Consider the following 23,281-nt stretch of genomic DNA (forward strand, 5'->3'; position numbering starts at 1 on the left):
GACTCTAATACCGCCTTGCACAATTTTTTAAGAGAATCCTCACAAATAATGTATGGTGGCATAATATACACAAGATTTTTAAATGGCCTAACCCATACTCCTCGTTGCACAAATTTGGGGGTAATCGTCCTTAAATTGATGCACTCTTTTAATTCAATAACCCCTATACTACCTAACACCCTCACATCTTTAACAAAATCAAATTCTTTAGCTTCAAAGAAATATTTTTTCATCATATCCTGCAAAGATGACATTACTTTTTGAGTATCATAGCTTTTAAGCAAAGTAATGCTTGCATTGGCACATTCACATGCAAGTGGATTAGCCATAAATGTGGGACCATGCATAAAGGCTCCGGGGCCACTTTCTGAACAAACAACATCAATAACTTTTTGAGTAGTGCCGACAGCTGCAAAGCTCATATACCCGCCTGTAATTGCCTTGCCAAGACAGATAATATCCGGAATAATGTTAGAATGCTCGAATGCAAACATTTTCCCTGTCCTACCAAAACCGGTTGCTACCTCATCAAATATCAGCAAAATAGAATATCTATCACATAACTCTCTAAGTTTATTAAGAAATTCTGGATGGTATAACCACATGCCACCTGCACCCTGAACAATAGGCTCAATTATTACAGCAGCAATCTCATCACTGTGCTTCTCGAAAATTTCTTCTACTTGCAAGTGATCATTTTCATAAATATCATCAAATTTTGACTTAGGCCTTGGAGCAAAAATGTTCTTATGCAATACATTAGCAAACTCTTTGTGCATACTATTTATCGGGTCGCACAAAGACATAGCCATAAAAGTATCCCCATGATATGCGCCGCAAAATGATAAAATCTTACTTTTATGTTTATTTCCTTGGGCCATATGATACTGAAAAGCCATTTTAACAGCTACTTCCACAGAAACAGAGCCTGAATCACAAAAGAAAAACTTATTAAAACGATAACTTGATATTTTATAAATATTTTCTGCTAATTTTACAGCAGGCTCATGCGTAAGACCTCCAAACATAACATGAGAAATCTTATCTATCTGACTTTTCAAGGAATCATTAATATACTTATTATTGTAGCCATGAATAACACTCCACCATGATGACATTCCGTCTATAAGTATTGTCCCATCAGTAAGGTATAAAAACTCTTTGCCTCCACCTTTTACAGGTAGCACGTCAATAGGATATACTGAAGAATCATAAGGATGGAGTAAAAATCTCCTGTCTTTTTCTATAATCTCACTAAAATTCATGGAGATTAAATATTATAAACTACCACATTTGTCAACCTGATATAAAAAATGGTTAACAAATATTGTTTTGAAAAATAATATTTTATTTGTATAATTAGTTATGTTTAACAAAAATGAGTTAGAAGTAATAAAACTGTTATCCTTAAATGATTGGGTTTCAGGTGAAAAAATTGCTGAAGAATTAAATATTAGCCGTACTGCAGTATGGAAGTGTATAAAAAAATTATCTAACTTTGGATATGAAATAATCTCTGTTCGAAAAAAGGGGTATCAACTATTAACGCAAAGTAAGCTACACCCTGTAGTATGCACGTTGGAAAATATTTCAACATGTTTTGGCAAGATACAATACTTCAAAGAAATAGACTCTACACAAAAAGAAACTCTTCGAAAAATATATGAATCTAAACATAATATTTTGATTTTAACAGACAAACAAACAGAGGGCAGAGGAAAAGAAAACTCAAAATGGCCTTCACCTGAAGGTGGGCTCTATTTTTCTATTGGGTTATTGCCACAATATATGAAACAAAAAGATTTAAATACAATTATAGATATTGCAAAGCAAGGTATCAAAAGTAGTTTAGCAAAGTATGGCATAGAAACAGAAATTTTGGACAATAGTTTTCTCGTTAATGGAAAAAAAATCGGGGGTTTGCTTGAAGAGCATTTTTGTGAAGGGGAGAAGCTAATATTTATAGTTATCGGAATAGGCTTATACATTTCAGCCGAAGATGGCAACGTTACTTCTATTTCTGAAGTCACAGGTAAAGCAATCGACAGATGGGAGCTCTTAGCAAGTTTTCTTGAACTATTTTGTAAAAAAGTCAAGCATTCAAAAGGGTTGCTCAACTGCCATCACCCTATTTTTATATAAGAAATTATATTTGACATATATTTATAATTGCTAACGCCTCCAAGATGTTGTATTATGATTTTGACAAAAAAAGCAACAATAACAACAAAATGGAGGCAGTTTATGATTGGTGAAATTACTAAAAATGTGAAGGAAAAAATGTTAAATAGTTACCCCGTGCAAAGGTCTTTGATATTGAACCGGTGAAAAAAGATTTGGAAGATATTTTCGTGGAGATAGCTGGACGAGACTAATAAATTGGCCTTGAAGGTGAACCGTGATGGGTAATGGGTAATGGGTGAAAAGAGTAAGTAGGGAGATAGTGAGGTAGTAAGTAGGGAGATGGGGAAGTAGAAAGTACATCCTTTGTTATTTTCTTTCTAAACTTTCATACTCAAAATTGACGATATTTTTCTCTTTTGAGTCAAATTCGATGCCTACTATGTAAATTTCTGATGATTTATTCAAATATTTCTCTGAATAGTTTTTCTCTTTTATGTGCTTTAACGCTTCTCCTTCTGCCGCATCAACCTTAAACTCTATTATATAAATTTTGTCCTCAATAAATACCGACAAATCTATTCTACCTTTATTAGTAACATCTTCTCCTACAATATCAAGCCCCAAAGACTGCAGGTAGATGTAAACGATGGTTGCATAAAAACCTTCATAATTTTGAATAAAATTATTGCTGTAATTGTTATAAGGGATTGAGGCAAATATAGACCTTAACGTTTCTTCAAATTCTTTTAGATTGCCATTTAAGAGTGACAAATATAGTGAAGACTTTTCTCTGTTAGAGTCAGACTTATTTAATAAATATTTTATGATAATATCATTTAATGATATTTTAACTTCTTTGTTGGGAATTGTTAATTTATACTCTATTGTTTCAAATGGAGTTTCCCTTACTTCATTAATAGTCAGATACCCTGATTGATACAGTATTACTTCAAGGTCAATATTTTCTATATCAAAGCTATCAAGCAGTTTTTTGTCTACTATTAAATTAGACAATTTTGGTAAAAAATATTTGTTCTTTTCAATAAGCTTGATTAAAAATGTGGGGGTGCCTGTTGAAAACCAATAATTATCATACTTAAGTTTGTTTGCAATAAATTGCAATATATCAAATGGGTTATAAACATTATCCTTTAAAAAATTGTATCCATTATACCACTCTTTGACTTTATCCATATCTGCATCTTTAAGATAATCTGCAAATACTGTTTCCAAATCTCCCTGGGTATAACCGCAAATATTGCCATAATCATCTGTTAAAGAGATATCTACTAACATATTAAGACCGCTGAATATTGAAGCTTTGGAAAATTTGCTTACCCCTGTTAAAAAAGTAAATTTTATGAATGCGTCACTACCTTTAATTACAGAATATAGCCCCTTAATAAATTCTCTATGTAGTTTTGCTTGCTCAAGATTGTCTATCACATCAAGGATAGGCTTATCGTATTCATCTATTAATATTACTACTTTTTGATTATATTTTTCATATGCCAGCCTTATCAATTCTTCAAAACATATCGCTGAATTTTCCGTGTTCTCGCATTCAAGTTTTAAATTTTGCTGATTAAATTTAAAAACAGCTCTTGCTTTATCCTCTAAATCCTGGATACTTTGTAATTTACCATCCCAACTAATTTTAATTACCGGATATTTTTCCTCCCAATTCCACTTGTCATAAATATAAAGACCTTTGAAAAGCTCTTTATTCCCTTCAAATATCTCTTTTAAAGTATCAAGAAATAGTGATTTACCAAATCTCCTTGGCCTGGATAAAAATACATATTTAAATTCATTAACAAGATTATATGCTATTTCAGTCTTATCTACATAAACATAATTTCCTTCAATTATTTCGGAAAATGTTTGTATTCCAATAGGTAACTTTTTCATATTAAAATAATATTGGCTTCAGGATTTATTGTCAACTGAATTTATTTTGGGAGTCCGGAAAAAGTGAACCTTGATGGGTGATAGTTAATATGTCTTGTCTTGGTTCAGTTGGAAGTGGAAGAATGACAATACTAATAAGAAACTGGATCCTCACTCTTTCTCGGGTGTCCATATTTTTTGAGGGAAGACTCAATAAATATCTTAACCTATAATAGTTAAGGATAATTAGGATTATGCGGGAATGTGAACAGTCTCTATTTTAGCAAAGTACGGCATAGAAACAGAAATTTTGGACAATAGTTTTCTCATTAATGGGAAAAAAATCGGGGGTTTGCTTGAAGAGCATTTTTGTGAAGGGGAGAAGCTAATATTTATAGTTATCGGAATAGGCTTATACATTTCAGCCGAAGCCGGCAACGTTACTACCATTTCTGAAGTTACAGGTAAAACAATCGACAGATGGGAGCTCTTAGCAAATTTTCTCGAGCTATTTTGTAAAAAAGTCAAGCATTCAAAAGGGTTGCTCTAGCCTTAATATTGCTTCTAATTTCACAGCCACTTTTTCTTTCTGAAGAAAAAAAACAGTCCAAATGATATGGAAATCATTACAATCCATACACCTAAATATCCTAATTTCCATTTCAATTCAGGCATATATTCAAAATTCATTCCATAAACTCCAACTATAAAAGTTAGAGGGATAAAAATAGTGGACATAATAGTTAAAGTCTTCATTATGTCATTCATTTTGTAACTGATACTTGATAGATAAGTATCAAGCATTCCAGATAAGATATCCCGATAATTCTCTATGGAATCTATTATCTGAATTGTATGGTCGTAAACATCTCTAATGTATATTATGGTAGATTCCTGAATTAACTGAGACTCCATCCTCTCAAATTTACTTACCAACTCCCTCAATGGCCAAACAGACCTTCTTATGGAAATCATATGCCTTTTCAATACATGTATCTGTTCTAACAAATTATTGGTAGGATTATCTAAAAGCATGTCTTCAACCGCCTCTACGTCATCTCCCAAAGTTTCAATAATCACAAAATAGTTGTCAACTATAGCGTCAATAAGACTGTATGCAAGATAATCAGCGCCCTGTTTATTAACCCTAAATTTTTTACTTCTAATTCTTTCCTTTAGCGGTTCAAAAATATCAGTAGGTTTTTCCTGAAAAGTAATTACATAGTTTTTACCTAAGATTATACTTACCTGTTCATCAGCGAGGTTATTATTTTCGAAATAAAACATTCTTAAGATAATAAAAATATAATCATTTAAATCTTCAACCTTTGGTCTTTGGTCTAAATGCACAATATCTTCCTGAACTAAAGGATGTATTGAGAAAATTGAACATACATCCTGAATGAGCTCAACATTGTGAAGTCCATGCACATCAATCCAAGTAACAGTATCATCACTCACCAGCCCAACTATTTCTTCAGTATTCTTAACATTAAATTCTTTAACAATTGTATCATTATATTTGATTACATTTATATTAGGCTTTTCAACCTTCTGCTCACCCACAAAAATAGGTTTACCTGGTGGTAACCCAGCCTTTTTAGAATAGCTTTTTTTATTTTTCATAATCGCCCTCACGAAACAAATTTTATATTTCTAAATATGGTATGTCAAATAATAACTATAAAACAAGATATATTGACTAAAAACTAAATTAATATAAAATGTCGACATTATACAGGAGAATATAAACTATGCTGGAAAAAAGTACTTATAGAGATCACGTCATAGACTATTTATACAACTCTATTCTAAGTGGCAATATTAATCACGGAGATAGGATTGTAGAAAGTCTTGTTTCAAAAGAGCTTGGTATAAGCAGGGCTCCTGTAAGAGAAGCATTAAGAGAGCTTGTGGCCGAAGGTATATTAATTTACAAACCTCAAGTAGGATACTTTGTAATTGAAATAACAAAACAGCAGGTTTTAAATACTTATGAAACAAGAGGAGTACTCGAAGGATTTGCCGCAAGAACAGCGATAAATCAATTTACTGAAGAAGACATTGATACTTTGTATGAAATTTTAGATAATATGGAAAAACTCGCCTTTGGAAATAAACACATCGAATTTATAAATACCGGACACCAATTTCATGAGTTTATATTTACCAAATCGCCCAATAATGAGGCAGTTGAATTTACAAAAAAACTTTCACTAAAATCTCATATATTTTTTAATAGATATTGGATGAAAATTTACAGCCCCGAAAATATAAGAAAAAGGCATGAATCTATAATTCTTTCCATAAAAAATAAAGATGGAAGAAAATTGGAAGAAACCATTAGAGAGCACTACAGCTCAACAGCCAGAAAAATTATAAATTTATTATAAATTTCAGATATTTTAAATACCCCATCAATCAAAAAATCTATTATCAATAAACTTTGTATTGTAATTTTAAACACTTTGTGATAGTGAAACCAACTTGTAAAGCAAAACTTTAAAAAGTTTTAAGGAGGCTTAAAAAATGTTTACAATTATAGAAAAAACAATCGGCGACTACTTAAAAGAGATAGTGGAAAAATTCCCAAAAAATGATGCCGTTGTATACCCTTTTAGAAACATAAGGCTCAATTATAAAGAATTTGATGCATTAACTGATAAACTTGCAAAAGGACTTCTGGCGAGTGGTCTTCAAAAAGGTGATCATGTAGCAATATGGGCACATAACATCCCGGAGTGGATTTATCTTTTATTTGCAACGGCAAAAATTGGCGTTGTGACTGTTACAGTCAATACCCTTTATAAAGCCCACGAGTTAAAATATCTCCTTAATCAATCAGACAGCAAGGCACTATTTATGGTCAAAGGACTGAAATCAGATTATGTGGAAACTATTTATGAAATTTTACCTGAACTTGAAAATGCCAATGATACTAAAATCAATAATGAATCACTTCCGCTCCTTGAAAAGATATATTTTATTGGTGAAAATACACCAAATGGCATGATTGATTTTAACACTTTATACGATATGGCTAAAGATATTTCAGATGCTAAGCTTGAGCAGGTAAAAAAATCTCTTGATAGGCATGATGTGATAAATATGCAATACACTTCTGGCACAACAGGATTTCCTAAAGGGGTAATGCTGTCACATTTTAATGTATTAAATAATGCTTATGCTATCGCATTAGGGATGAATTTTACTGATAAAGACAGACTTTGCATACCTGTGCCTTTCTTTCACTGTTTTGGGTTAGTGCTTAGTATATTGGTTTGCTTAAGCACAGGTGCTACAATGGTGCCTGTAGAAAGTTTTAACCCGGTAGATGTGCTGAAAACTGTAGAAGCTGAAAAGTGTACGGCTCTGCATGGTGTACCCACTATGTTTATTTCCGAATTAAACTTACTTGATAAAGAAAAATACGATACTTCATCTTTAAGGACGGGTATTATGGCTGGTTCACTCTGCCCTGTTGAAGTAATGAAGGCAGTTATGACCAAGATGAATATGAGTGAAATTACTATCGTATATGGTCTTACAGAAGCCTCACCAGGACTTACAATGACAAAAATTGATGACCCTGTTGAAAAAAGGGTTGAAACAGTAGGTAAGGAAATGCCTGGAGCCGAAATAAAAATTGTTAACCCTGAAACTGAAAAAGAATGCCCTGCAAATGTACAAGGAGAGCTATGGGCAAGAGGATATAACATTATGAGAGGCTACTATAAAATGGAAGAAGCCACAAAACATGCCTTTAGCAATGACGGATGGCTTAGGACAGGTGATTTGGCGGTAAAGACTGAAGATGGTTATTATAAAATTACCGGCAGGATAAAAGATATGATTATCCGAGGCGGAGAAAATATTTACCCAAAAGAGATTGAAGAATTTTATTATACGCATCCGAAAATTCAAGACATTCAGGTAGCAGGTGTCGCAGATAAAAAATACGGTGAAGAAGTAATGGCATTTGTTATTGTTAAGGAAGGGGAAACACTTACTGAGGATGAATTGAGAAGTTATGCTAAAGGTAAAATTGCTGACTTTAAAATTCCAAGATATTTTGCGTTTGTAACAGAATATCCTATGACAGCAAGTGGAAAGATACAAAAATATAAGCTAACCGAATTAGGAAACAAACTACTACAAGAAGCAGTAGCAAATTAATATTATTTGGGGGGTTTATGTTAGGAGATATTAGAAAAGAAGATCTTAAAATTGAAGTGTCTGAATATTTTAATTTTGGCTTTGACGTTGTAGATAAGTGGGCCGAAATTGATGACAAAGTTGCTCTAATATGGATTGATACTGACGGTAAAAATTACAAAGAGTACAGATTTTCCGATTTAAAAAAAATGTCGGACAAATTTGCTAATATTCTAATCGACAGAGGGTATAAAAAAGGGGATATGCTCTACGTAATGGTGCCGAGAGTGCCTGAATGGTATGCGGTAATGCTCGGTTGCTTTAAGGTAGGGGTAGTGCCTATGCCTGCACCAAAAATTTTAAGACCAAAAGATATAAACTATAGACTTAAAAAATCTGAAGCAAAAGGTGCAGTGGTATATCACAATGTCCTTGATAAAATGCTCGAATCAGACACTTCTGAGCTTTCCCACAAAATGGTAATCGGGGCTGAAGCTCAAGGGTGGGATAGTTATGAAAAAGCAATGGAAGAAGCCCCTGACAAAATTATGATGGACAAAATTGAAAAAACCAAAACTGATGACCCGCTAATAATTTATTTTACCAGCGGCACTACGGATTTTCCAAAAATGGTACTTCATACCGGCAGCTACGCCATTGGTCATCAAATAACCGCAAGGTTTTGGCAAAATTTAAAAAAGGACGATATTCATTGGACATTAAGTGATACAGGCTGGGGGAAAGCCGTATGGGGAAAACTTTTCGGTCAATGGTTTATAGGGACAACTGTCATAATGTATAATGCAGCAGATGCATTTGACCCGAAAATGCACCTTGAGATTATTCAAAACTTCAAAGTAACTACATTTTGTGCTCCGCCTACTGCATACAGAATGTTAATATTGCAAGATTTAAGTAAATATGATTTTAGCGCTTTAAGACACTCTGTAAGTGCAGGGGAGCCGCTTGACCCGGCCGTATTTGAGAAGTGGCTCGAATATACGGGCAATAAAATTTATGATGGATATGGTCAAACAGAAACAGTAAATATTATAGCTACAACTACAGATATGGAAGTTAAGCCCGGCTCAATGGGTAAGCCTGCATTTGGATTTGAAGTGGATATACTTGACGATGATGGAAATCCGGTAGAAAACGGTGAAATCGGACATATAGCCTTAAGAGTAAAGCCTAAAACACCTATCGGATTTTTTAAAGGTTATTATAAAGATGAAGAAGCTACTAAAAGCTCAATTCATGGTGATTGGTATTTTACAGGGGACAAGGCTCATAAAGATAAAGATGGCTACTTTTGGTTTGTAGGCCGCGCTGATGATGTAATTAAGACAAGCGGTTATCGGGTAGGACCATTTGAAGTGGAAAGTGCATTACAAAGTCATCCTGCTGTTGCTGAAAATGCCGTAATCGGTGTCCCTGACGATTTGCGAGGAACAATCATAAAAGCATTTGTGGTACTTGCACCAGGCTTTGAGCCATCAGAAAGCCTTGTTAAAGGATTGCAGGAGCATGTAAAAAATGAAACTGCACCTTATAAATACCCAAGAAAAATTGAGTTTGTTAAAAGTCTGCCAAAAACAGTGAGTGGTAAAATCAGACGAACAGAGCTCAGGGAAATGGAAGAATTAAAAATGAAAAAAACTAACGGTGAGATTTTTACCCCTTAAAAAATCAACCCCGGCACTTTCAAACTTGGAGTGCCGCGGTTTAACCTTCATTCATCTTCTCAATAATAGTATAGACCTCATCAGGAATTTTGATATTTTCAGGGTTAACAGGTCCTACAATCTTCTTTTTCAAGACGGTAGGCTTGCTCAAGTCATAAGTGATAGGAGCAATATCCTGACCTGTATGGGATTTGAAAATTACCACAACAGGCTCAAGTGGTTTTTTAGAAACATCACCTACAATAGCAAGTTCATTGGTAGAAAGCAACACAATCGTCCCAGCAGGATAAATCCCCACATTGCTTACAAAAAATTCAAAAACTTTTTTATTTATATGCTTATCAGTCCATGAAAACATTAATTTGATTGCTTTTGACGGATACATCCCTTTATGATAGACTCTGTCACTGGTAATTGCATCATAAATATCAACAACCGCGCCAATTTTACCGGCAATTGAAATATCTTCATCTTTAAGGCCCCTTGGATAGCCACTTCCGTCAGCCCTTTCATGGTGCTCAACCACAATTTTTAACTCATCTTCCGTGAAACCACTCTTCTTCAAATATTCATAACCTGCTGTCACATGATTTTTCATTATTGCAAACTCTTCGTCAGTCAATTTTGCTGGTTTGTTTAAAATCTCTTTTGGCACAAGCATCTTACCGATATCGTGCAAAATTCCGCTATTGACCAACACTTTTATTTCAGACACAGGAAGATTTAAAAGCTTGCCCAGCGATGAAGCAAAAGTTGCCACATTGAGAGAATGTTGAAATGTATAATCATCATATGTCTTTAGCTTTGCAATGTTTGTCAGAAGTGATTTATTGGCAACAGTAATATCTGCAATTTTATCAGCCAATATCTTGACAGCAGAAGAGTCAAACATTTTTCCTGCTCTCACATCTTCCATAACATTTTTGACAATTTCTACGGACTTTTTATAAAGCTCAAAAGATGGTTTTAAATCTTTCAGCTCGAGATATTCTTTGGGAAGGTTTTCCTTTTTGGCTTCAATAACCTGCTCTATTATCTCATTCTCTTTAATCTTTTCTGTTTCATTTCTTTTTTCAATATAAACATACTCGACACCACTTTTGATAAGTTTATCAATCGTTTTTTGGTCTTTGACCACAAAGTTATGTTTTAAAAACGGGGTATCAAGCCAGCCGGCATCAAGTTTGAGGACTTTGTCACCTATCTTAATATCTTTTACCGGAATTTTTTTCATACATTTTTTACACTTTTAATTTTAAATTTTCAATATATTTAAACCCAGGCATTAATTTCTATTTGAATCTATTCTACCTGCAAACAATTTTTTTAACGTCTCAACCCTTTTTTTGTTAACCCCCATATCGCTGTAACCTACCCTTGCAGCCGAGCGAATATGAATCACTCCATTATCAGTGTCAAACCTCAGCTCAAGGTCATCAGCAAATTTAAATATAGAAGATGTAAATACAACTGCAATATATTTATCTTTTTCAGATACTATTTTACCACCCATATCAGTAATTATAATCTTTAAAATCTCTTCGGCATTGGACATATTGTCAGGGATAAAAATAGGCTCTACATAATGTTTAACATCATCTTTGTATTCACTGCACACGCAGTTAGGTTTATCAGGGCACCTTGTCAATTTTTTATCAATTAGCCCAGGTGCATTCCAGTTTTTTGACATTACACTCATTGAAATCAATATTGCAATCATCACAATTGCAGCAAAAAACAAAACAATAAAAAATATCTTCACTGTTTACTCCATTGTCAAATCAATGATTTTATCTTGTAAAAGCAAAATATACCATTAATATTGACCAAAAAAAATATACAATAATAGAAACCCAAAACCCAATCGGCTGAGATTTCCTAAAATATGGCCCACCTTTGCAATAAACTTTGCCTGTAATGAGTCCGACAATTGCTACAACAGCAGTTATTAAACCTATGATAATAAGTAAAAGTTTGGTTAGAATAATTTATTACCTCTTTAAGCTTTAATAAGATAATTTTAACATAAAAACAAAAATATTTCCTAAAATTTTATTTGCTTAAATTTAGTATCCTTAAAGCTCCCCTTATTACTATAACAAAAACGATTGCTCCAACAATCAAGTCAGGTTTATTGGAATTTAGCAGATTCACCATTAGTCCTGCTACAATTACGCCTAAATTTATAACTACATCATTTGAAGTAAAAATCATACTTGCCTTCATATGTGCTTCATCCTTCCCCTTTGCCTTTTGCAAAATATATAAACAAGCCGCATTTGCAATAAGGGCTAAAATGGAAACAATTATCATTGTTGAGAAATCAGGCAATTTTTCAAGCCCTAAAAATCTTCTCAAAACCTCTACAAAGCCAATAGCAGCCAAGATTATTTGAAAATAACCAGCAAGCCTTGCAATCTTTTTCTTAGTTAAAATTGAGCCACCTACCGCAAACAAACTTATTCCGTAAACAAAACTATCGGCCAACATATCCAAACTGTCAGCAACAAGTCCCATTGAATTTGAGATAAACCCGGTTGTCATCTCTATCATAAAAAATGCAAAGTTAATAAAAAGTACAGACATAAGTACTTTTCTCTGCTGCGAATTTTCATCCGATTCTATTTGCTCAACATCTTCAGATAATATTATTTTTCCGCCGAGATTAAGTTCAAGTATTAATTTTTCTATAACTTCTACTTCACCATTATGGTAAACAGAAAGCATTCTGTTTGGTATGTCAAAATCTAATTTTGCAATGCTTGCAACCCCATCCAACTTCATACGTATTAAATTTTCTTCGGAAGGGCAGTCCATCTTAGAAATCTCAAAAATTGTTTTTAGCATTTTACCCCAACCCTTACTTAATATAAGCTTTTTAAAAATTCATATTTTTATTGAAACTTTAGCATATTTTTCACTCATAAAGTTACTTCCATAATTTTTATTGTCAACTTAAATTGTGCATATATTTAATTTGCCAATAAATCATCGCAAAAAATATTTGACAAATAACGAAATTTACCTTATCACCCAACGGATGAGCATATACGGTATCACATTTATTTTAATACTTATTTTTATAGAGCTTTTTCACTTAAGCATAGATTTTCAAAATCATACTCATATTAACAGATTAAACCTCGATGAATTGGAAGATATTTATTCAATAGAAGAGCTAAAAAAATCTCTTGAATATCATAATGCTAAATTTTTCCCGTCTACTCTACACTCAATTGTTGACATTGGAATGCTGGCATTATTGTTTTATAGTGGCATAATTCAAAGATTTGATTACTTTCTTTACAATCACTTTAACGATTATCTTCATGCAATCTTTCTATTTACAGGGTTTAGTATATTTAACTACATTGTGGGATTGCCATTTGTAATTTACGATACTTTTTTCATCGAAAAAAGGTTTGGTTTTAATAAAATGACACCATTAATATTCATAAGAGATACTATTTTATCTTCATTAATAGGGTTTATTTTCTCAAGCATTGTCTTGTCAGCAATAATATTTTTTATCAAGTCATTTACTAATACATGGGTTTTTGTAGCTTCAATATTTATGGTAGGCTTCATGCTTTTTACAACATATATCTACCCCACCTTAATTGCTCCTCTTTTCAATAAATTTACCCCTCTTGAAAATAAAGAATTAGCAGATAAAATTTTCAATTTGGCAAAAAAAGCAAACTTTCCTCTTAAAAATATTCTTCAAATGGATGCTTCAAAACGCTCTACACACTCAAACGCTTACTTCACCGGACTCGGGAAAAATAAAAGAATAGTACTTTTTGATACCCTTTTGGAAAAACACAGTGAAAGTGAGCTGCTTGCAATCTTAGGACATGAAATAGGGCATTACAAACTGGGGCATATCAAGAAGATGCTTTTTTTAAGTTGCATTTTTATTGTTTTGGGATTCACCGGGATAAAACTATTAATTGACAACTCTTTTATCTATGAATCATTAGGATTTGCAAAAAGTATCCCTTCAGGAATTTTCGTAATATCAATATTATTTTCACCAATCAGCTTTCTACTCAGCCCCTTTTTGATGAAGATGTCCAGAAAACATGAGTTTGAGGCTGATAGCTTCTCTTACAAATTAACAGAAGACAAATTGTCTCTAAAAGAAGCCCTTATAAAGCTCCATAAAGACAATTTATCATTCCCTTATCCACACAAGCTATATGTAGTATTCAACTATTCACACCCGCCACTAACCGAAAGGATAAAAAACCTACTTTGATGAGGCCTTCTTTTTAGCATACAATACCTGTCTTTTAGATGCAGACAATTCAACTTTTCTAAGTCTAATTGATTTTGGTGTCACCTCAACCATCTCATCTTCAGCAATAAAGTGTAGAGCCTGCTCCAGTGTCAAAGGGGTTACAGGCTTTAAAATAATATTCTCGTCTTTACCACTTGCCCTTAAGTTAGTAAGTTTTTTCTCCTTGCAAGGGTTAACGTCTAAATCACCCATTTTGTTGTATTCCCCGATAATCATCCCTTCATAGACATCAACGCCGGGTTCGATAAACAATCTTCCCCTTGCCTCTAAATGAAATAGTGCATACGCAACAGATTTTCCGCTTCTGTCTGACACAAGCGAGCCTGTAAATCTTGTAGGAATGTCACCTTTATATTCATCATAACCCTTCAAATAAGAATTTATGATACCTGTCCCCTTAGTATCGGACAAAAATTCATCCCGATACCCAATAAGTCCTCTTGACGGAACAAAATATTCCATTCTGACCCTTCCGGTACCTTTGTTTACCATGTTTACAAGCTGCCCTTTTCTTATCAGAAGCTTTTCAGTAACAATCCCTGAAAATGTATCTTCGCAATCTACATACACATGTTCAATCGGCTCCAACACTTTACCGTTTTCATTTTTTAAAATGACTTCAGGTCTTCCTACACAAAGCTCAAAACCTTCCCTTCTCATCGACTCAATAAGAATTGCCAGCTGAAATTCACCTCTTCCCTTTACAATAAATGAGTCCTTATCTTCAGAATCTTCCACTCTGATTGCCACATTCCTCAAAGATTCTTTGATGAGCCTCTCCCTGATTTTACTGGACTGGACCAATTTACCTTCACGACCTGCAAGAGGAGAAGTATTTATAGTAAACTTCATTGCCACAGTTGGCTCATCAACAGAAATTCTCTTTAAAGCAACAGGATTTTCAGCCGCACAAATTGTATCGCCGATTTTTACGTCTTCAATTCCTGAGATTACAACTATATCACCAGGCTCAGCAACATCAATATCCACAAGATTTAGCCCTTCATAAGACTGTATCTTGCTTACACGAAGAGGAATTGTCTGATTTTTCTCATTTATGCATACAAGGCTGTCATTGTTTTTAACCTTTCCATTAAAAATTTTACCAATAGCAAGCCTTCCAAGATAGTCTGAATACCCAAGGTCAGAAACAAGCATCTGAAAATTTTCCATATTTTCGTAAGTCGGAGCAGGGATTACCTTTACAATTTCATCAAAAAGTATTGTTAAGTCAGAATTGGCATCCTCAAGATTTCTCTTAACAATACCTTCCTTTCCGATAGCATAAAGTACAGGAAAATCTATCTGCTCGTCGGTAGCATCAAGGTCAAAAAACAGCTCGTATATTTCATCAAGGACTTCCTTGGCCCTTGCATCCTTTCTGTCTATTTTATTTATTACTACAATTATTTTTAAGCCAAGTTTAAAAGCCTTCTGCAATACAAATCTTGTTTGGGGCAACGGACCTTCAGAAGCATCTACCAAAAGTATTGCTCCGTCAGCCATAGAAAGAGCCCTTTCCACCTCACCGCCAAAATCGGCGTGTCCTGGGGTGTCAATAATATTGATTTTTACATCTTTCCAGAATACAGAGCAGTTTTTTGCTGCAATGGTAATACCTCGCTCTCTCTCTAAATCCATACTGTCCATTACTCTATCTTGGACTTCCTGATTCTCCCTGAAAAGCCCGCTAAATTTAAACATGCTATCTACAAGTGAAGTTTTACCATGGTCTACATGGGCAATAATCGCAATATTCCTGATATTTTCGTTAAAAAGCTTTTGTCTCATTATGACCTCGATTTATTTTTGGAAGATGTGTCAATATATCAAATAAAAAAATTTAGCAACAGATTTATTTACTGCTGAATTTGTTTACCATAAAAACCCCAAGAATTGTTATTATACCACCCATAAAAGCAGCCATACTGAGCTTTTCATTAAGCAACAAAAAACCCACAAGCACTCCAAACACCGGCACAAGATAGATGAAAACAACTGTCTTTGATGCACCCAAATTTTTTATACCATCGTAAAACCATATAAAACCAATAACAGTAGCAAAAACGGACAACACAAAAATACTTAACGCAGACTGTAAATTTATTTGATAAAAACCGCCCAAATTGTCCTTTAAAAAAAGCGGAAACAGTATTATTGTTCCCCATATTACTGAATAAGTAGTTGATTCAATGGCAGAAATATTTGACAATATTTTTTTGCCAAAAAGGGTATAACACGACCAGGAAACTGCCGCAAAAATTATAAAAATATCACCTGTATTTAGTCCGCCCGTAAAAATATTGGACACTTTCCCCTTTGTAATCAAAATTACAATCCCGGCAAATGCCATTATTATTCCAATAACCTGTTTAACATTGATACGCTCTTTAAATAAAAAAGTAGCACCTATTACAGACAACACCGGATTTATAGCAACAATTATCGATGCTTTGGAAGCCATTGTGCTGGACAAACCTTTGAGGAAAAAATAGTTGTAGGCAAAAATACCTGTTAGCCCCCCAAAAATACAAACTGCAAAATTACTGAATTTAAACTGATAACGATAATATTTAAAAATAATTATCAAAAGAATTGCACTTATAAAAAATCTATAAAATGCCACAGTATAGACAGGAAGGTAAAAAACAGCTACTTTTCCGGCAGTAAATGAACTACCCCAGAAAAGAGCAGCCATCAACAATTTAAAATAAATCATAAGTAGCTTGACTGGATACCCTTAATTATATCAAAAAATACCTGATTATAAGGTGTGCTTACATTGTGTTTTTTACCAAGAGCAATGACTTTACCAGCAAAAATATCCACCTCCGTCATCCTTTTTGCTTCTACATCCTGAAGCATTGATGTTTTTGCTGTAGGAGAAAGACTATTAAGCACCTTAAACCATTTTTTATTCAAATCCTCTTCTTCATCCAGGTCAATACCTTCATATTTTGACAAAATAATAACTTCTTTCATAAGGTTAATCATCGGCTTTCTAACTTCTTCACTATTTTGAAATGCCCCATAGGCAAGCCCCATAACTGCCGAAGCCTGGTTTATCCCCACATTTACCATAAATTTCCACCAGATTGATTTCATTATATTCTCAGGTATTTCGTAAGCTACTTTAGCAGTATCAAAAATATCTTTTACCAGCTCAACATTCCTGGACTGATTATCATTTTTTGCACCAAAAACTAATTTTCCAAAATTTTTACAAGTCACAGAACCATCTGGATTTCTAACAGAGTCCATACCTACCGTCATTGAATACACAACCCTTTTATCGCCATACATATCTGCAATTATATCTTCACTATCTAATCCGTTTAAAAGTGAAACAAAAACGGTATTTTCTCCAATGAGCTTATCAAGATTTTTTATTGACTCTTCCAGTTGAAAAAACTTTACTGCAATTATTATCAAATCAAATGGTTTACCCGTATAATTTTCAATATCGATTATTTCAAAATTATACCTTTTATCGTTAAATACAAATATACTTTCTTTTAATTTTTTATACCTTTCACCTCGACCGCCAAAACAAACATTTACTTTTTTTGAAGTGGAAAGTTGGGAAGCATATAAAAGCCCCATTGCCCCTGCCCCAATCGTTAATACATTGTACATACAACACTCCTAATTGATACTTGTTTTAAAAAAAGTACTATATATACAAATAATACAATTTACAAATTGAATTTTTTATTTAGTTAAAGTATGTTGGTTATACGGGAGTGGATGGGGTTCTGGTGTCCCCCGCGGCCTTCAAAGCCGATTGTCCCACCTTTTGGGCTGGGAGGGAGGTTCGATTCCTTCACGCTCCCGCCATATGTCTCATAACTTATTTATTAATATAATCTACCGTTTCTTATATTGCATCAGGAAACTAAATAGGTATTACAATTGTCAAAAATATGGTTGCAATTCCACTCATCACTTAACATAGTTTGGTGTTTCTTCACTATCTGCGGCTCAAAGGCCCCGTTACGGTCTCGAGGTGTGTCTAACTCAAATTTACCAGACGAACTCTTTATTGTCTTTGTATTATAACCATTGCGACGATTGCTTTTTCCTGAATCATGCTACTGATTGAGATGAGTATTTATCTCTGCTTCAAGAGCTGTTTCTGCCAATCTTTGCCTGTTAATTTCTTGCCTGAAAGTAATTCTTGTACCGCTTTTTCCAAAATTAAATCCTTTTTCCATGTCAAGGCTCCTTGTAATTTGTTCTTATTATAAACACCCTGGTACGAAATTATGAGCATTATCCAACAAGGAAATCCCCCTTCTAATTTAAATTGAATACCACCATCCTAACCTCTGTCATTTCATCCACAGCGTATTTGACACCCTCACGGCCAAGACCTGAAAGCTTAACACCACCATAAGGCATATTGTCTACTCTGAATGTTGGTACATCATTTACTATTACACCACCAAACTCAAGCCTATCAATCAGATAAAAAGCAGTATTTATATCCTGAGTAAATACACCCACCTGCAGTCCGTATTTAGTATCATTAACAAGTCCAACTGCTTCATCTAAATCACTATATTTTAACAAACTTACTACAGGTGCAAAAACTTCATCTTTAACCACTTTCATATCGCTTGTGCAATTTTCAAGTATAGTAGGATAATAAACACTGCCATCTCTTTTTCCACCTACAAGGACTTTGGCCCCCAGGCTAACAGCTTCGTTTACCCACTCCTCAACCCTCTTAGCCTCTTTTAAATCTATCATAGGACCAACAACAACATCATCATTCAACTGATCACCAACCCCCATTTCTGCCACACTTTTTACATACATGTCTCTAAATTCGTCATAAATACTTTCATGGATATAAATCCTCTGAACACTTATGCAAACCTGACCGGAATTGGCAAATCCGCCAATAGCACAAGTGGGCAAAGCTTTTGCTAAATCAGCATCTTTATGAACAATAACAGGCCCATTGTTACCAAGTTCCAGGGTAACTTTCTTAATTCCGCACTTTGCCTTTATCTGAAGTCCCACATCAGGAGATCCTGTAAATGTAATTTTAGACACTTTATCTGATTCAACCATAACATTACCTATCGTAGAACCAGAACCAACGACAATATTTATCCCTTTTGCAGGAAATCCCGCTTCAAGAATCGCCTCAACAAGTTTAATCGCTGTAATCGGTGTAGATGAAGCAGGTTTCAAAACAACAGGGCAACCTGCGGCAATAGCAGGTCCTATTTTATGAGCGACTAAATTTAATGGAAAATTAAATGGAGTTATGGCACCAACTACACCCACTGGGTACCTTTTATAATATCCAAATCTGTTTTTACCACTTGATGCAGCATCAAGTGCAACCACCTCTCCATTATCACCTCTTGCTACATCGGCACTAAATTTAAATGTCTCAATAGCACGTGCCACTTCCCCTCTTGCAAATTTAATCGCTTTACCAGACTCTAATGAAATTGTTTTTGCAAAATCCTCAGCTCTATCATGAAGAAACATTGCAATTTTTTCAAGGATCTCCCCCTTCTCTTTTGCAGTAAGAGAGCCAATCAAATTTCTTGCACTATAAGCCGTACTTATGGCAAACTCTGTATCTTCTTTGTTTGCCTCATAAACTCTGTCAACAATCTCTCCATTATAAGGGTTAGTTACATTAAGAACTTTTTCCGTTTCTCTCCACTCTCCACCAAAAAACAATTTTTTTATTTCCATATTATCCCCCTTTAGTTTATTTAACTTTATCTCATCTTGTTAAAAAGCAGTTTTATAAATGTTATATGCATCTTCTTTCTTTAATTTTTTAGGATTATTATTCAGCAATCTTTCTTGATTCATAGCATCTTCAGCCATCATTTCTAAATCCGATTCACTTACACCAACTACCCTTAACTTAGTTGGCAAATTTAACTTTTTAATTAACCTTTCTATTTCTTCTATGTACTTTAGTGCTATGTCTTCGTCAGAACCTTTAAAATCAATATTTGGGAAAGTAACCATTGCTAATTCCGCATAATATTTTGATGCAATAGGTAAGTTAAATCTCATAACATGTGGTAAAACTAATGAATTACTTAACCCATGAGGCACATTAAAATGCCCTCCGATAGGATAAGCTAATGCATGAACAGCTGCAACAGGTGAATTTGCAAACGAAATACCTGCCAAAGTTGTACCTAATAGCATATTTGACCTTACCTTAACATCACTTCCATTGAATACAGCTTTTTCTATATTTGTTCCAAGCAAATTCAAGGCCTCTTTAGCAAAAGCATCTGAAATTTTATTCTTTTTATTCTTACCTGTATAAGATTCAATAGCATGTACCATAATGTCCCCGTTTGTCAAGATAGTTTATCCTTTATTCCTGCATGTGCTGCTCCCCAGAAGTCAAGACATTTTTTGCTCATTTTTCATAGTATTCCACAGGACTCACATTATTCAATGATGAATAACAATATTCATTGTTATAAAAATTGACAAATTCATTCATGGCTGCATTTGCTTCTTCTATTGTTTCAAATTCATTTATCCAAAAAAACTTCTTCCTTTATCGTCTTTATAACTCTCATTGTATCTGCATTAAACTAAAAAAACACCTTTTTGAGCATCCTTCTCAAAAAATGGAAATGGCTGGAAGAGATGTGGAATAAGTTATAATCAAAAAATTGTCTTGACAAATGAAGATATAGTAAAAATATATACAGGAGGTGATATCTATATAAAAATATAAATCTATATAGAGTTTTTGCTAAGTACATCAAAAAGTAAGGAGGTTAGGCATGCAAACAATGAAAGCATTTGTTATGAAACGAATTGGTGAAGTGGGCTGGATGGAAAAACCAATTCCTGATATTGGGCCTAACGATGCACTTTTGAAACCAACAATAGGTCTAGTATGTACTTCTGATGTCCACACTGTCGAAGGGGCAGTTGGAGAAAGGAATAATCTAACCCTTGGTCATGAAGTTGTAGGTATTGTTCATAAGGTAGGTAATGAAGTAAGGGGTGTAAAAGAGGGTGACCGTGTAGCTGTTGGAGCCATAACACCTTGTTTTAAATGTGAAAATTGTCAAAGAGGTTTTACTTCTCAGTGTACTGAAATGTTAGGCGGTTGGAAGTATGCCAATATCAAAGACGGAACTTTCGCAGAGTATGTCCACGTTAACGATGCGGAGGCTAACTTAGCCATCATCCCTGACTCAGTTAGCGACGAAGCAGCTGCCTATACCGTAGATATGATGTCAACCGGTTTTATGGCAGCAGAAAATGCCGATATCCCTTTAGGGGGAACTGTTGCAATTTTCGGTCAGGGGCCTGTAGGTCTTATGGCAACATCAGGGGCCCGTTTACTTGGTGCAGGATTAATTATTGCAATTGAGTCTGTTCCCAAACGCCAGGAACTTGCTAAGCATTTTGGGGCCGATGTAGTTGTTGACTTTACAAAAGAAAACCCTGTAGAGGAGATTATGAGATTAACTGGTGGAAAAGGGGTTGATTCTGCAATAGATGCGGTAGGTTCTCAAATAATTTTTGAGTCCTGCATAAAAATTACGAGAGCCGGTGGCACTATTTCTAATGCTGGCTACCACTCAAAGGGTGATTATGTTATGATTCCACGTTTAGCCTGGGGGGTAGGAATGAGTGATAAAACTATTAAAACTGGATTATGCCCGGGTGGCAAAGAACGCCTTAGTCGTTTACTTAAACTGATCGAAACAGGGAGAATTGATCCAACTCCATTGACAACTCATAAATTTAAATTCGATGAGTTAGAAAAAGCATTTAAGCTTATGAAAACTAAAGAAGATGGAGTAATTAAGCCACTTATCATATATTAGGCTCGTGTTTACAATTATATATGACCTTTAATTAATCTTTGTGGTACTGGATGATTGTACTTGTCGAGCCTTTCCTCAAAAAATATAGACATTTAAAAAGGGGTAAGGCTCCATTTTACAATAGGCGTTGTCCTTTTTTCTGAGCATTTAAAATACCCATATATAAAAGCTTTAAAAGATTATTCTCATTTTCCAACTGTACTGCTCCCCAAAAATCAAGACATTTTTTTGCTCATTTTTCCATTTTTCATAGTATTCCACAGGGCTCATATAATTCAATGATGAATGACAATGTTCATTGTTATAAAATTTCACAAATTCATTCATGGCTGCATTTGCTTCTTCTATCGTTTCAAATTCATTTATCCAAAAAACTTCTTCCTTTATAGTCCTTATAACTCGCTTAAGTATCCGCATTACCTTTCGGATTGTTAAATGTTGAAAATATCTGATTAATATCGTTCTTTTTACAAAAATTCATAAACGAGCTATTCGTCGGCTGGCTACCATGTTCACTTACAAGATTAAAACTGCCTTTAAATTTAACCAGACCACACTCCAGGGTATTACGCACCTTATGCTATCATTTATTTTAAATGAACATTCAAAATTCTTACCCTCAGATGGTAAATGTCTATAAAACCGTGACCGGCTAATATTTAAACCCCTGCAAATATCTGACACTTTATACCCTTCCTGGTAAAGCTCTAATGCCATATCAATTCTCTTTACATCATCTTTGACGTTTTTTTTAATATCTCTATCTGTATCGCCTGCTTGCCTATTATCCTCTCAAGCTCAGATACCTTTTTCTCAAGATGATTTGTTTTTCCGGAATCTCCGTCCAAAAAAGCCCTCTTACCCCCTTCTAAAAACTTATCTCTCCATTTGTAATATGTCACATCGCTAATCTGATATTTACGGCATAATTCTGATATGGAAGTCTCTCCTCGTAATCCTTCCAATACCACCGCTATTTTGGTCTCCGCATCAATATTTCTTTTCTTCATATTTGCCCCCTTTTTTCATATTTCCTTACTACTAAAATGTCTCATTTTCAATGGGAGCAGTATAATTTCCCGTATCACAGGCAGTAATTTATACCTGTAACTCTGCCTATTGCTAATACAACCTTTTGACCATTTGTAATAACTACTACGGCTCACTCCAAGTAAACAGCACATCTTCTCTACCTTGAATTCATCCTTATTCTCTTTTATGAATTTATATTTCTCGGTTGAGCCGATGAGAAAATGGCCAAAGCCTTTTTTAATATT

At 34.3% G+C, this 23,281-nt stretch carries 24 protein-coding genes, 1 tRNA gene and 2 pseudogenes; 9 read left to right on the plus strand and 18 right to left on the minus strand.

Translation table 11 applies throughout. From position 1 onward, the window contains the following. Positions 1–1,265 (minus strand): adenosylmethionine--8-amino-7-oxononanoate transaminase (gene bioA, locus ACTCAF_RS08490; protein WP_463062863.1); only part of this gene is annotated, 1,265 nt, incomplete at its 3' end. 100 nt (positions 1,266–1,365) lie between these two features. Between bioA and ACTCAF_RS08495 the strand changes: the two genes are divergently transcribed. Further along, a complete protein-coding gene (locus ACTCAF_RS08495) occupies positions 1,366–2,142 on the plus strand; it encodes a biotin--[acetyl-CoA-carboxylase] ligase (protein WP_463062864.1) in 777 nt (258 codons plus the stop codon). A gap of 348 nt (positions 2,143–2,490) precedes the next feature. On the opposite strand, the gene ACTCAF_RS08500 is transcribed toward ACTCAF_RS08495, so the two are convergent. Continuing rightward, complete coding sequence (locus ACTCAF_RS08500) at positions 2,491–4,035, minus strand: ATP-binding protein (RefSeq protein WP_463062865.1); 1,545 nt, start codon at positions 4,033–4,035, stop codon at positions 2,491–2,493. Between the two features lie 331 nt (positions 4,036–4,366). Here ACTCAF_RS08500 and ACTCAF_RS08505 point away from each other — a divergent pair, with 331 nt between their 5' ends. Continuing rightward, positions 4,367–4,564, plus strand: a complete 198-nt coding sequence (locus ACTCAF_RS08505) for a hypothetical protein (protein ID WP_463062866.1) — start codon at positions 4,367–4,369, stop codon at positions 4,562–4,564. Between the two features lie 20 nt (positions 4,565–4,584). On the opposite strand, the gene corA is transcribed toward ACTCAF_RS08505, so the two are convergent. Continuing rightward, positions 4,585–5,640 carry a magnesium/cobalt transporter CorA gene (corA, locus tag ACTCAF_RS08510; protein WP_242819888.1) on the minus strand — a complete coding sequence of 352 codons (1,056 nt, stop codon included), beginning with the start codon at positions 5,638–5,640 and terminating at the stop codon, positions 4,585–4,587. Positions 5,641–5,768: 128 nt separating this feature from the next. Between corA and ACTCAF_RS08515 the strand changes: the two genes are divergently transcribed. From ACTCAF_RS08515 to ACTCAF_RS08525, 3 genes are all read left to right on the plus strand, one after another. Then, positions 5,769–6,407, plus strand: a complete 639-nt coding sequence (locus ACTCAF_RS08515; RefSeq protein ID WP_463062867.1) for a GntR family transcriptional regulator — start codon at positions 5,769–5,771, stop codon at positions 6,405–6,407. A 136-nt stretch (positions 6,408–6,543) separates the two neighbouring features. Further along, positions 6,544–8,190 (plus strand): AMP-binding protein, encoded by a 1,647-nt coding sequence (locus ACTCAF_RS08520; protein WP_463062868.1) that lies wholly within the window; start codon positions 6,544–6,546, stop codon positions 8,188–8,190. Between the two features lie 17 nt (positions 8,191–8,207). Next, positions 8,208–9,854, plus strand: coding sequence for an acyl-CoA synthetase (locus ACTCAF_RS08525; protein WP_463062869.1), 1,647 nt, complete (start codon positions 8,208–8,210; stop codon positions 9,852–9,854). 40 nt (positions 9,855–9,894) lie between these two features. Here the strand turns inward: ACTCAF_RS08525 and ACTCAF_RS08530 are convergent, their stop codons facing one another. From ACTCAF_RS08530 to ACTCAF_RS08540, 3 genes are all read right to left on the minus strand, one after another. Next, entirely contained in the window at positions 9,895–11,088 is a 1,194-nt protein-coding gene (locus ACTCAF_RS08530) for an HD-GYP domain-containing protein (protein ID WP_463062870.1), read from the minus strand. A gap of 51 nt (positions 11,089–11,139) precedes the next feature. Beyond that, positions 11,140–11,616, minus strand: coding sequence for a DUF1499 domain-containing protein (locus ACTCAF_RS08535; protein WP_463062871.1), 477 nt, complete (start codon positions 11,614–11,616; stop codon positions 11,140–11,142). Positions 11,617–11,906: 290 nt separating this feature from the next. Then, positions 11,907–12,701 (minus strand): cation efflux transmembrane domain-containing protein, encoded by a 795-nt coding sequence (locus tag ACTCAF_RS08540; RefSeq protein ID WP_463062872.1) that lies wholly within the window; start codon positions 12,699–12,701, stop codon positions 11,907–11,909. Between the two features lie 193 nt (positions 12,702–12,894). Here ACTCAF_RS08540 and ACTCAF_RS08545 point away from each other — a divergent pair, with 193 nt between their 5' ends. Next, positions 12,895–14,115 carry a M48 family metallopeptidase gene (locus ACTCAF_RS08545; RefSeq protein ID WP_463062873.1) on the plus strand — a complete coding sequence of 407 codons (1,221 nt, stop codon included), beginning with the start codon at positions 12,895–12,897 and terminating at the stop codon, positions 14,113–14,115. Here the strand turns inward: ACTCAF_RS08545 and typA are convergent. The 3 genes from typA to ACTCAF_RS08560 all read right to left on the minus strand — a co-directional run bounded on the left by typA (position 14,107) and on the right by ACTCAF_RS08560 (position 17,793). Next, a complete protein-coding gene (gene typA / locus ACTCAF_RS08550; protein ID WP_463062874.1) occupies positions 14,107–15,948 on the minus strand; it encodes a translational GTPase TypA in 1,842 nt (613 codons plus the stop codon). The two genes, ACTCAF_RS08545 and typA, sit on opposite strands and share 9 nt — an antisense overlap. A gap of 64 nt (positions 15,949–16,012) precedes the next feature. Then, positions 16,013–16,876, minus strand: a complete 864-nt coding sequence (locus tag ACTCAF_RS08555; protein ID WP_463062875.1) for a DMT family transporter — start codon at positions 16,874–16,876, stop codon at positions 16,013–16,015. Then, on the minus strand, positions 16,873–17,793 hold the full coding sequence (locus tag ACTCAF_RS08560; protein WP_463062876.1) for a ketopantoate reductase family protein: 921 nt from the start codon (positions 17,791–17,793) through the stop codon (positions 16,873–16,875). The genes ACTCAF_RS08555 and ACTCAF_RS08560 overlap by 4 nt, the downstream gene beginning before the upstream one ends. Before the next feature lie 103 nt (positions 17,794–17,896). Between ACTCAF_RS08560 and ACTCAF_RS08565 the strand changes: the two genes are divergently transcribed. After that, a tRNA-Sec gene (locus tag ACTCAF_RS08565) sits at positions 17,897–17,994 on the plus strand. Positions 17,995–18,095: 101 nt separating this feature from the next. On the opposite strand, the pseudogene ACTCAF_RS08570 reads toward ACTCAF_RS08565, so the two are convergent. The 4 genes and pseudogenes from ACTCAF_RS08570 to ACTCAF_RS08585 all read right to left on the minus strand — a co-directional run. Next, positions 18,096–18,355 (minus strand): annotated as a pseudogene (locus tag ACTCAF_RS08570) (transposase); the annotation flags it as partial. Positions 18,356–18,453: 98 nt separating this feature from the next. Then, positions 18,454–19,878 carry an aldehyde dehydrogenase family protein gene (locus ACTCAF_RS08575; protein WP_463062877.1) on the minus strand — a complete coding sequence of 475 codons (1,425 nt, stop codon included), beginning with the start codon at positions 19,876–19,878 and terminating at the stop codon, positions 18,454–18,456. Between the two features lie 39 nt (positions 19,879–19,917). Further along, the gene (locus ACTCAF_RS08580) at positions 19,918–20,511 is read right to left on the minus strand and encodes a dehydroquinate synthase/iron-containing alcohol dehydrogenase family protein (protein ID WP_463062878.1); all 594 of its coding nucleotides are present in this window, start codon (positions 20,509–20,511) and stop codon (positions 19,918–19,920) included. A 58-nt stretch (positions 20,512–20,569) separates the two neighbouring features. Beyond that, positions 20,570–20,656 (minus strand): hypothetical protein, encoded by an 87-nt coding sequence (locus ACTCAF_RS08585; protein WP_463062883.1) that lies wholly within the window; start codon positions 20,654–20,656, stop codon positions 20,570–20,572. On the opposite strand from ACTCAF_RS08585, the gene ACTCAF_RS08590 reads away from it, so the two are divergent. Both ACTCAF_RS08590 and ACTCAF_RS08595 read left to right on the plus strand, forming a co-directional pair. Then, entirely contained in the window at positions 20,655–20,816 is a 162-nt protein-coding gene (locus ACTCAF_RS08590; protein WP_463062879.1) for a hypothetical protein, read from the plus strand. The two genes, ACTCAF_RS08585 and ACTCAF_RS08590, sit on opposite strands and share 2 nt — an antisense overlap. 138 nt (positions 20,817–20,954) lie before the next feature. Then, positions 20,955–22,004 (plus strand): NAD(P)-dependent alcohol dehydrogenase, encoded by a 1,050-nt coding sequence (locus ACTCAF_RS08595; protein WP_463062884.1) that lies wholly within the window; start codon positions 20,955–20,957, stop codon positions 22,002–22,004. Positions 22,005–22,175: 171 nt separating this feature from the next. Here the strand turns inward: ACTCAF_RS08595 and ACTCAF_RS08600 are convergent, their stop codons facing one another. From ACTCAF_RS08600 to ACTCAF_RS08620, 5 genes and pseudogenes are all read right to left on the minus strand, one after another. Further along, positions 22,176–22,421 carry an IS3 family transposase gene (locus tag ACTCAF_RS08600; RefSeq protein WP_463062880.1) on the minus strand — a complete coding sequence of 82 codons (246 nt, stop codon included), beginning with the start codon at positions 22,419–22,421 and terminating at the stop codon, positions 22,176–22,178. Continuing rightward, positions 22,408–22,578 (minus strand): hypothetical protein, encoded by a 171-nt coding sequence (locus ACTCAF_RS08605; protein ID WP_463062885.1) that lies wholly within the window; start codon positions 22,576–22,578, stop codon positions 22,408–22,410. The genes ACTCAF_RS08600 and ACTCAF_RS08605 overlap by 14 nt, the downstream gene beginning before the upstream one ends. Then, positions 22,521–22,721, minus strand: coding sequence for a helix-turn-helix domain-containing protein (locus tag ACTCAF_RS08610; RefSeq protein ID WP_463062881.1), 201 nt, complete (start codon positions 22,719–22,721; stop codon positions 22,521–22,523). The genes ACTCAF_RS08605 and ACTCAF_RS08610 overlap by 58 nt, the downstream gene beginning before the upstream one ends. An 11-nt stretch (positions 22,722–22,732) precedes the next feature. Beyond that, positions 22,733–23,014, minus strand: coding sequence for a transposase (locus ACTCAF_RS08615; RefSeq protein ID WP_463062882.1), 282 nt, complete (start codon positions 23,012–23,014; stop codon positions 22,733–22,735). Positions 23,015–23,029: 15 nt separating this feature from the next. Next, positions 23,030–23,281: pseudogene (locus tag ACTCAF_RS08620) on the minus strand (IS3 family transposase); the annotation flags it as partial.

The sequence above is a fragment of the Deferrivibrio sp. genome (genome assembly GCF_055117995.1).

What these genes read in the sequence shown, in the direction of transcription:
- ACTCAF_RS08495 (WP_463062864.1), top strand. Translation starts at nt 1,366, where the DNA reads ATGTTTAACAAAAATGAGTTAGAAGTAATAAAACTGTTATCCTTAAAT.
- ACTCAF_RS08500 (WP_463062865.1), bottom strand. Translation starts at nt 4,035, where the DNA reads ATGAAAAAGTTACCTATTGGAATACAAACATTTTCCGAAATAATTGAA.
- corA (WP_242819888.1), bottom strand. Translation starts at nt 5,640, where the DNA reads ATGAAAAATAAAAAAAGCTATTCTAAAAAGGCTGGGTTACCACCAGGT.
- ACTCAF_RS08515 (WP_463062867.1), top strand. Translation starts at nt 5,769, where the DNA reads ATGCTGGAAAAAAGTACTTATAGAGATCACGTCATAGACTATTTATAC.
- ACTCAF_RS08520 (WP_463062868.1), top strand. Translation starts at nt 6,544, where the DNA reads ATGTTTACAATTATAGAAAAAACAATCGGCGACTACTTAAAAGAGATA.
- ACTCAF_RS08525 (WP_463062869.1), top strand. Translation starts at nt 8,208, where the DNA reads ATGTTAGGAGATATTAGAAAAGAAGATCTTAAAATTGAAGTGTCTGAA.
- ACTCAF_RS08530 (WP_463062870.1), bottom strand. Translation starts at nt 11,088, where the DNA reads ATGAAAAAAATTCCGGTAAAAGATATTAAGATAGGTGACAAAGTCCTC.
- ACTCAF_RS08540 (WP_463062872.1), bottom strand. Translation starts at nt 12,701, where the DNA reads ATGCTAAAAACAATTTTTGAGATTTCTAAGATGGACTGCCCTTCCGAA.
- ACTCAF_RS08545 (WP_463062873.1), top strand. Translation starts at nt 12,895, where the DNA reads ATGAGCATATACGGTATCACATTTATTTTAATACTTATTTTTATAGAG.
- typA (WP_463062874.1), bottom strand. Translation starts at nt 15,948, where the DNA reads ATGAGACAAAAGCTTTTTAACGAAAATATCAGGAATATTGCGATTATT.
- ACTCAF_RS08555 (WP_463062875.1), bottom strand. Translation starts at nt 16,876, where the DNA reads ATGATTTATTTTAAATTGTTGATGGCTGCTCTTTTCTGGGGTAGTTCA.
- ACTCAF_RS08560 (WP_463062876.1), bottom strand. Translation starts at nt 17,793, where the DNA reads ATGTACAATGTATTAACGATTGGGGCAGGGGCAATGGGGCTTTTATAT.
- ACTCAF_RS08575 (WP_463062877.1), bottom strand. Translation starts at nt 19,878, where the DNA reads ATGGAAATAAAAAAATTGTTTTTTGGTGGAGAGTGGAGAGAAACGGAA.
- ACTCAF_RS08590 (WP_463062879.1), top strand. Translation starts at nt 20,655, where the DNA reads ATGGCTGCATTTGCTTCTTCTATTGTTTCAAATTCATTTATCCAAAAA.
- ACTCAF_RS08585 (WP_463062883.1), bottom strand. Translation starts at nt 20,656, where the DNA reads ATGAATGAATTTGTCAATTTTTATAACAATGAATATTGTTATTCATCA.
- ACTCAF_RS08595 (WP_463062884.1), top strand. Translation starts at nt 20,955, where the DNA reads ATGAAAGCATTTGTTATGAAACGAATTGGTGAAGTGGGCTGGATGGAA.
- ACTCAF_RS08600 (WP_463062880.1), bottom strand. Translation starts at nt 22,421, where the DNA reads ATGCGGATACTTAAGCGAGTTATAAGGACTATAAAGGAAGAAGTTTTT.
- ACTCAF_RS08610 (WP_463062881.1), bottom strand. Translation starts at nt 22,721, where the DNA reads ATGGCATTAGAGCTTTACCAGGAAGGGTATAAAGTGTCAGATATTTGC.
- ACTCAF_RS08615 (WP_463062882.1), bottom strand. Translation starts at nt 23,014, where the DNA reads ATGAAGAAAAGAAATATTGATGCGGAGACCAAAATAGCGGTGGTATTG.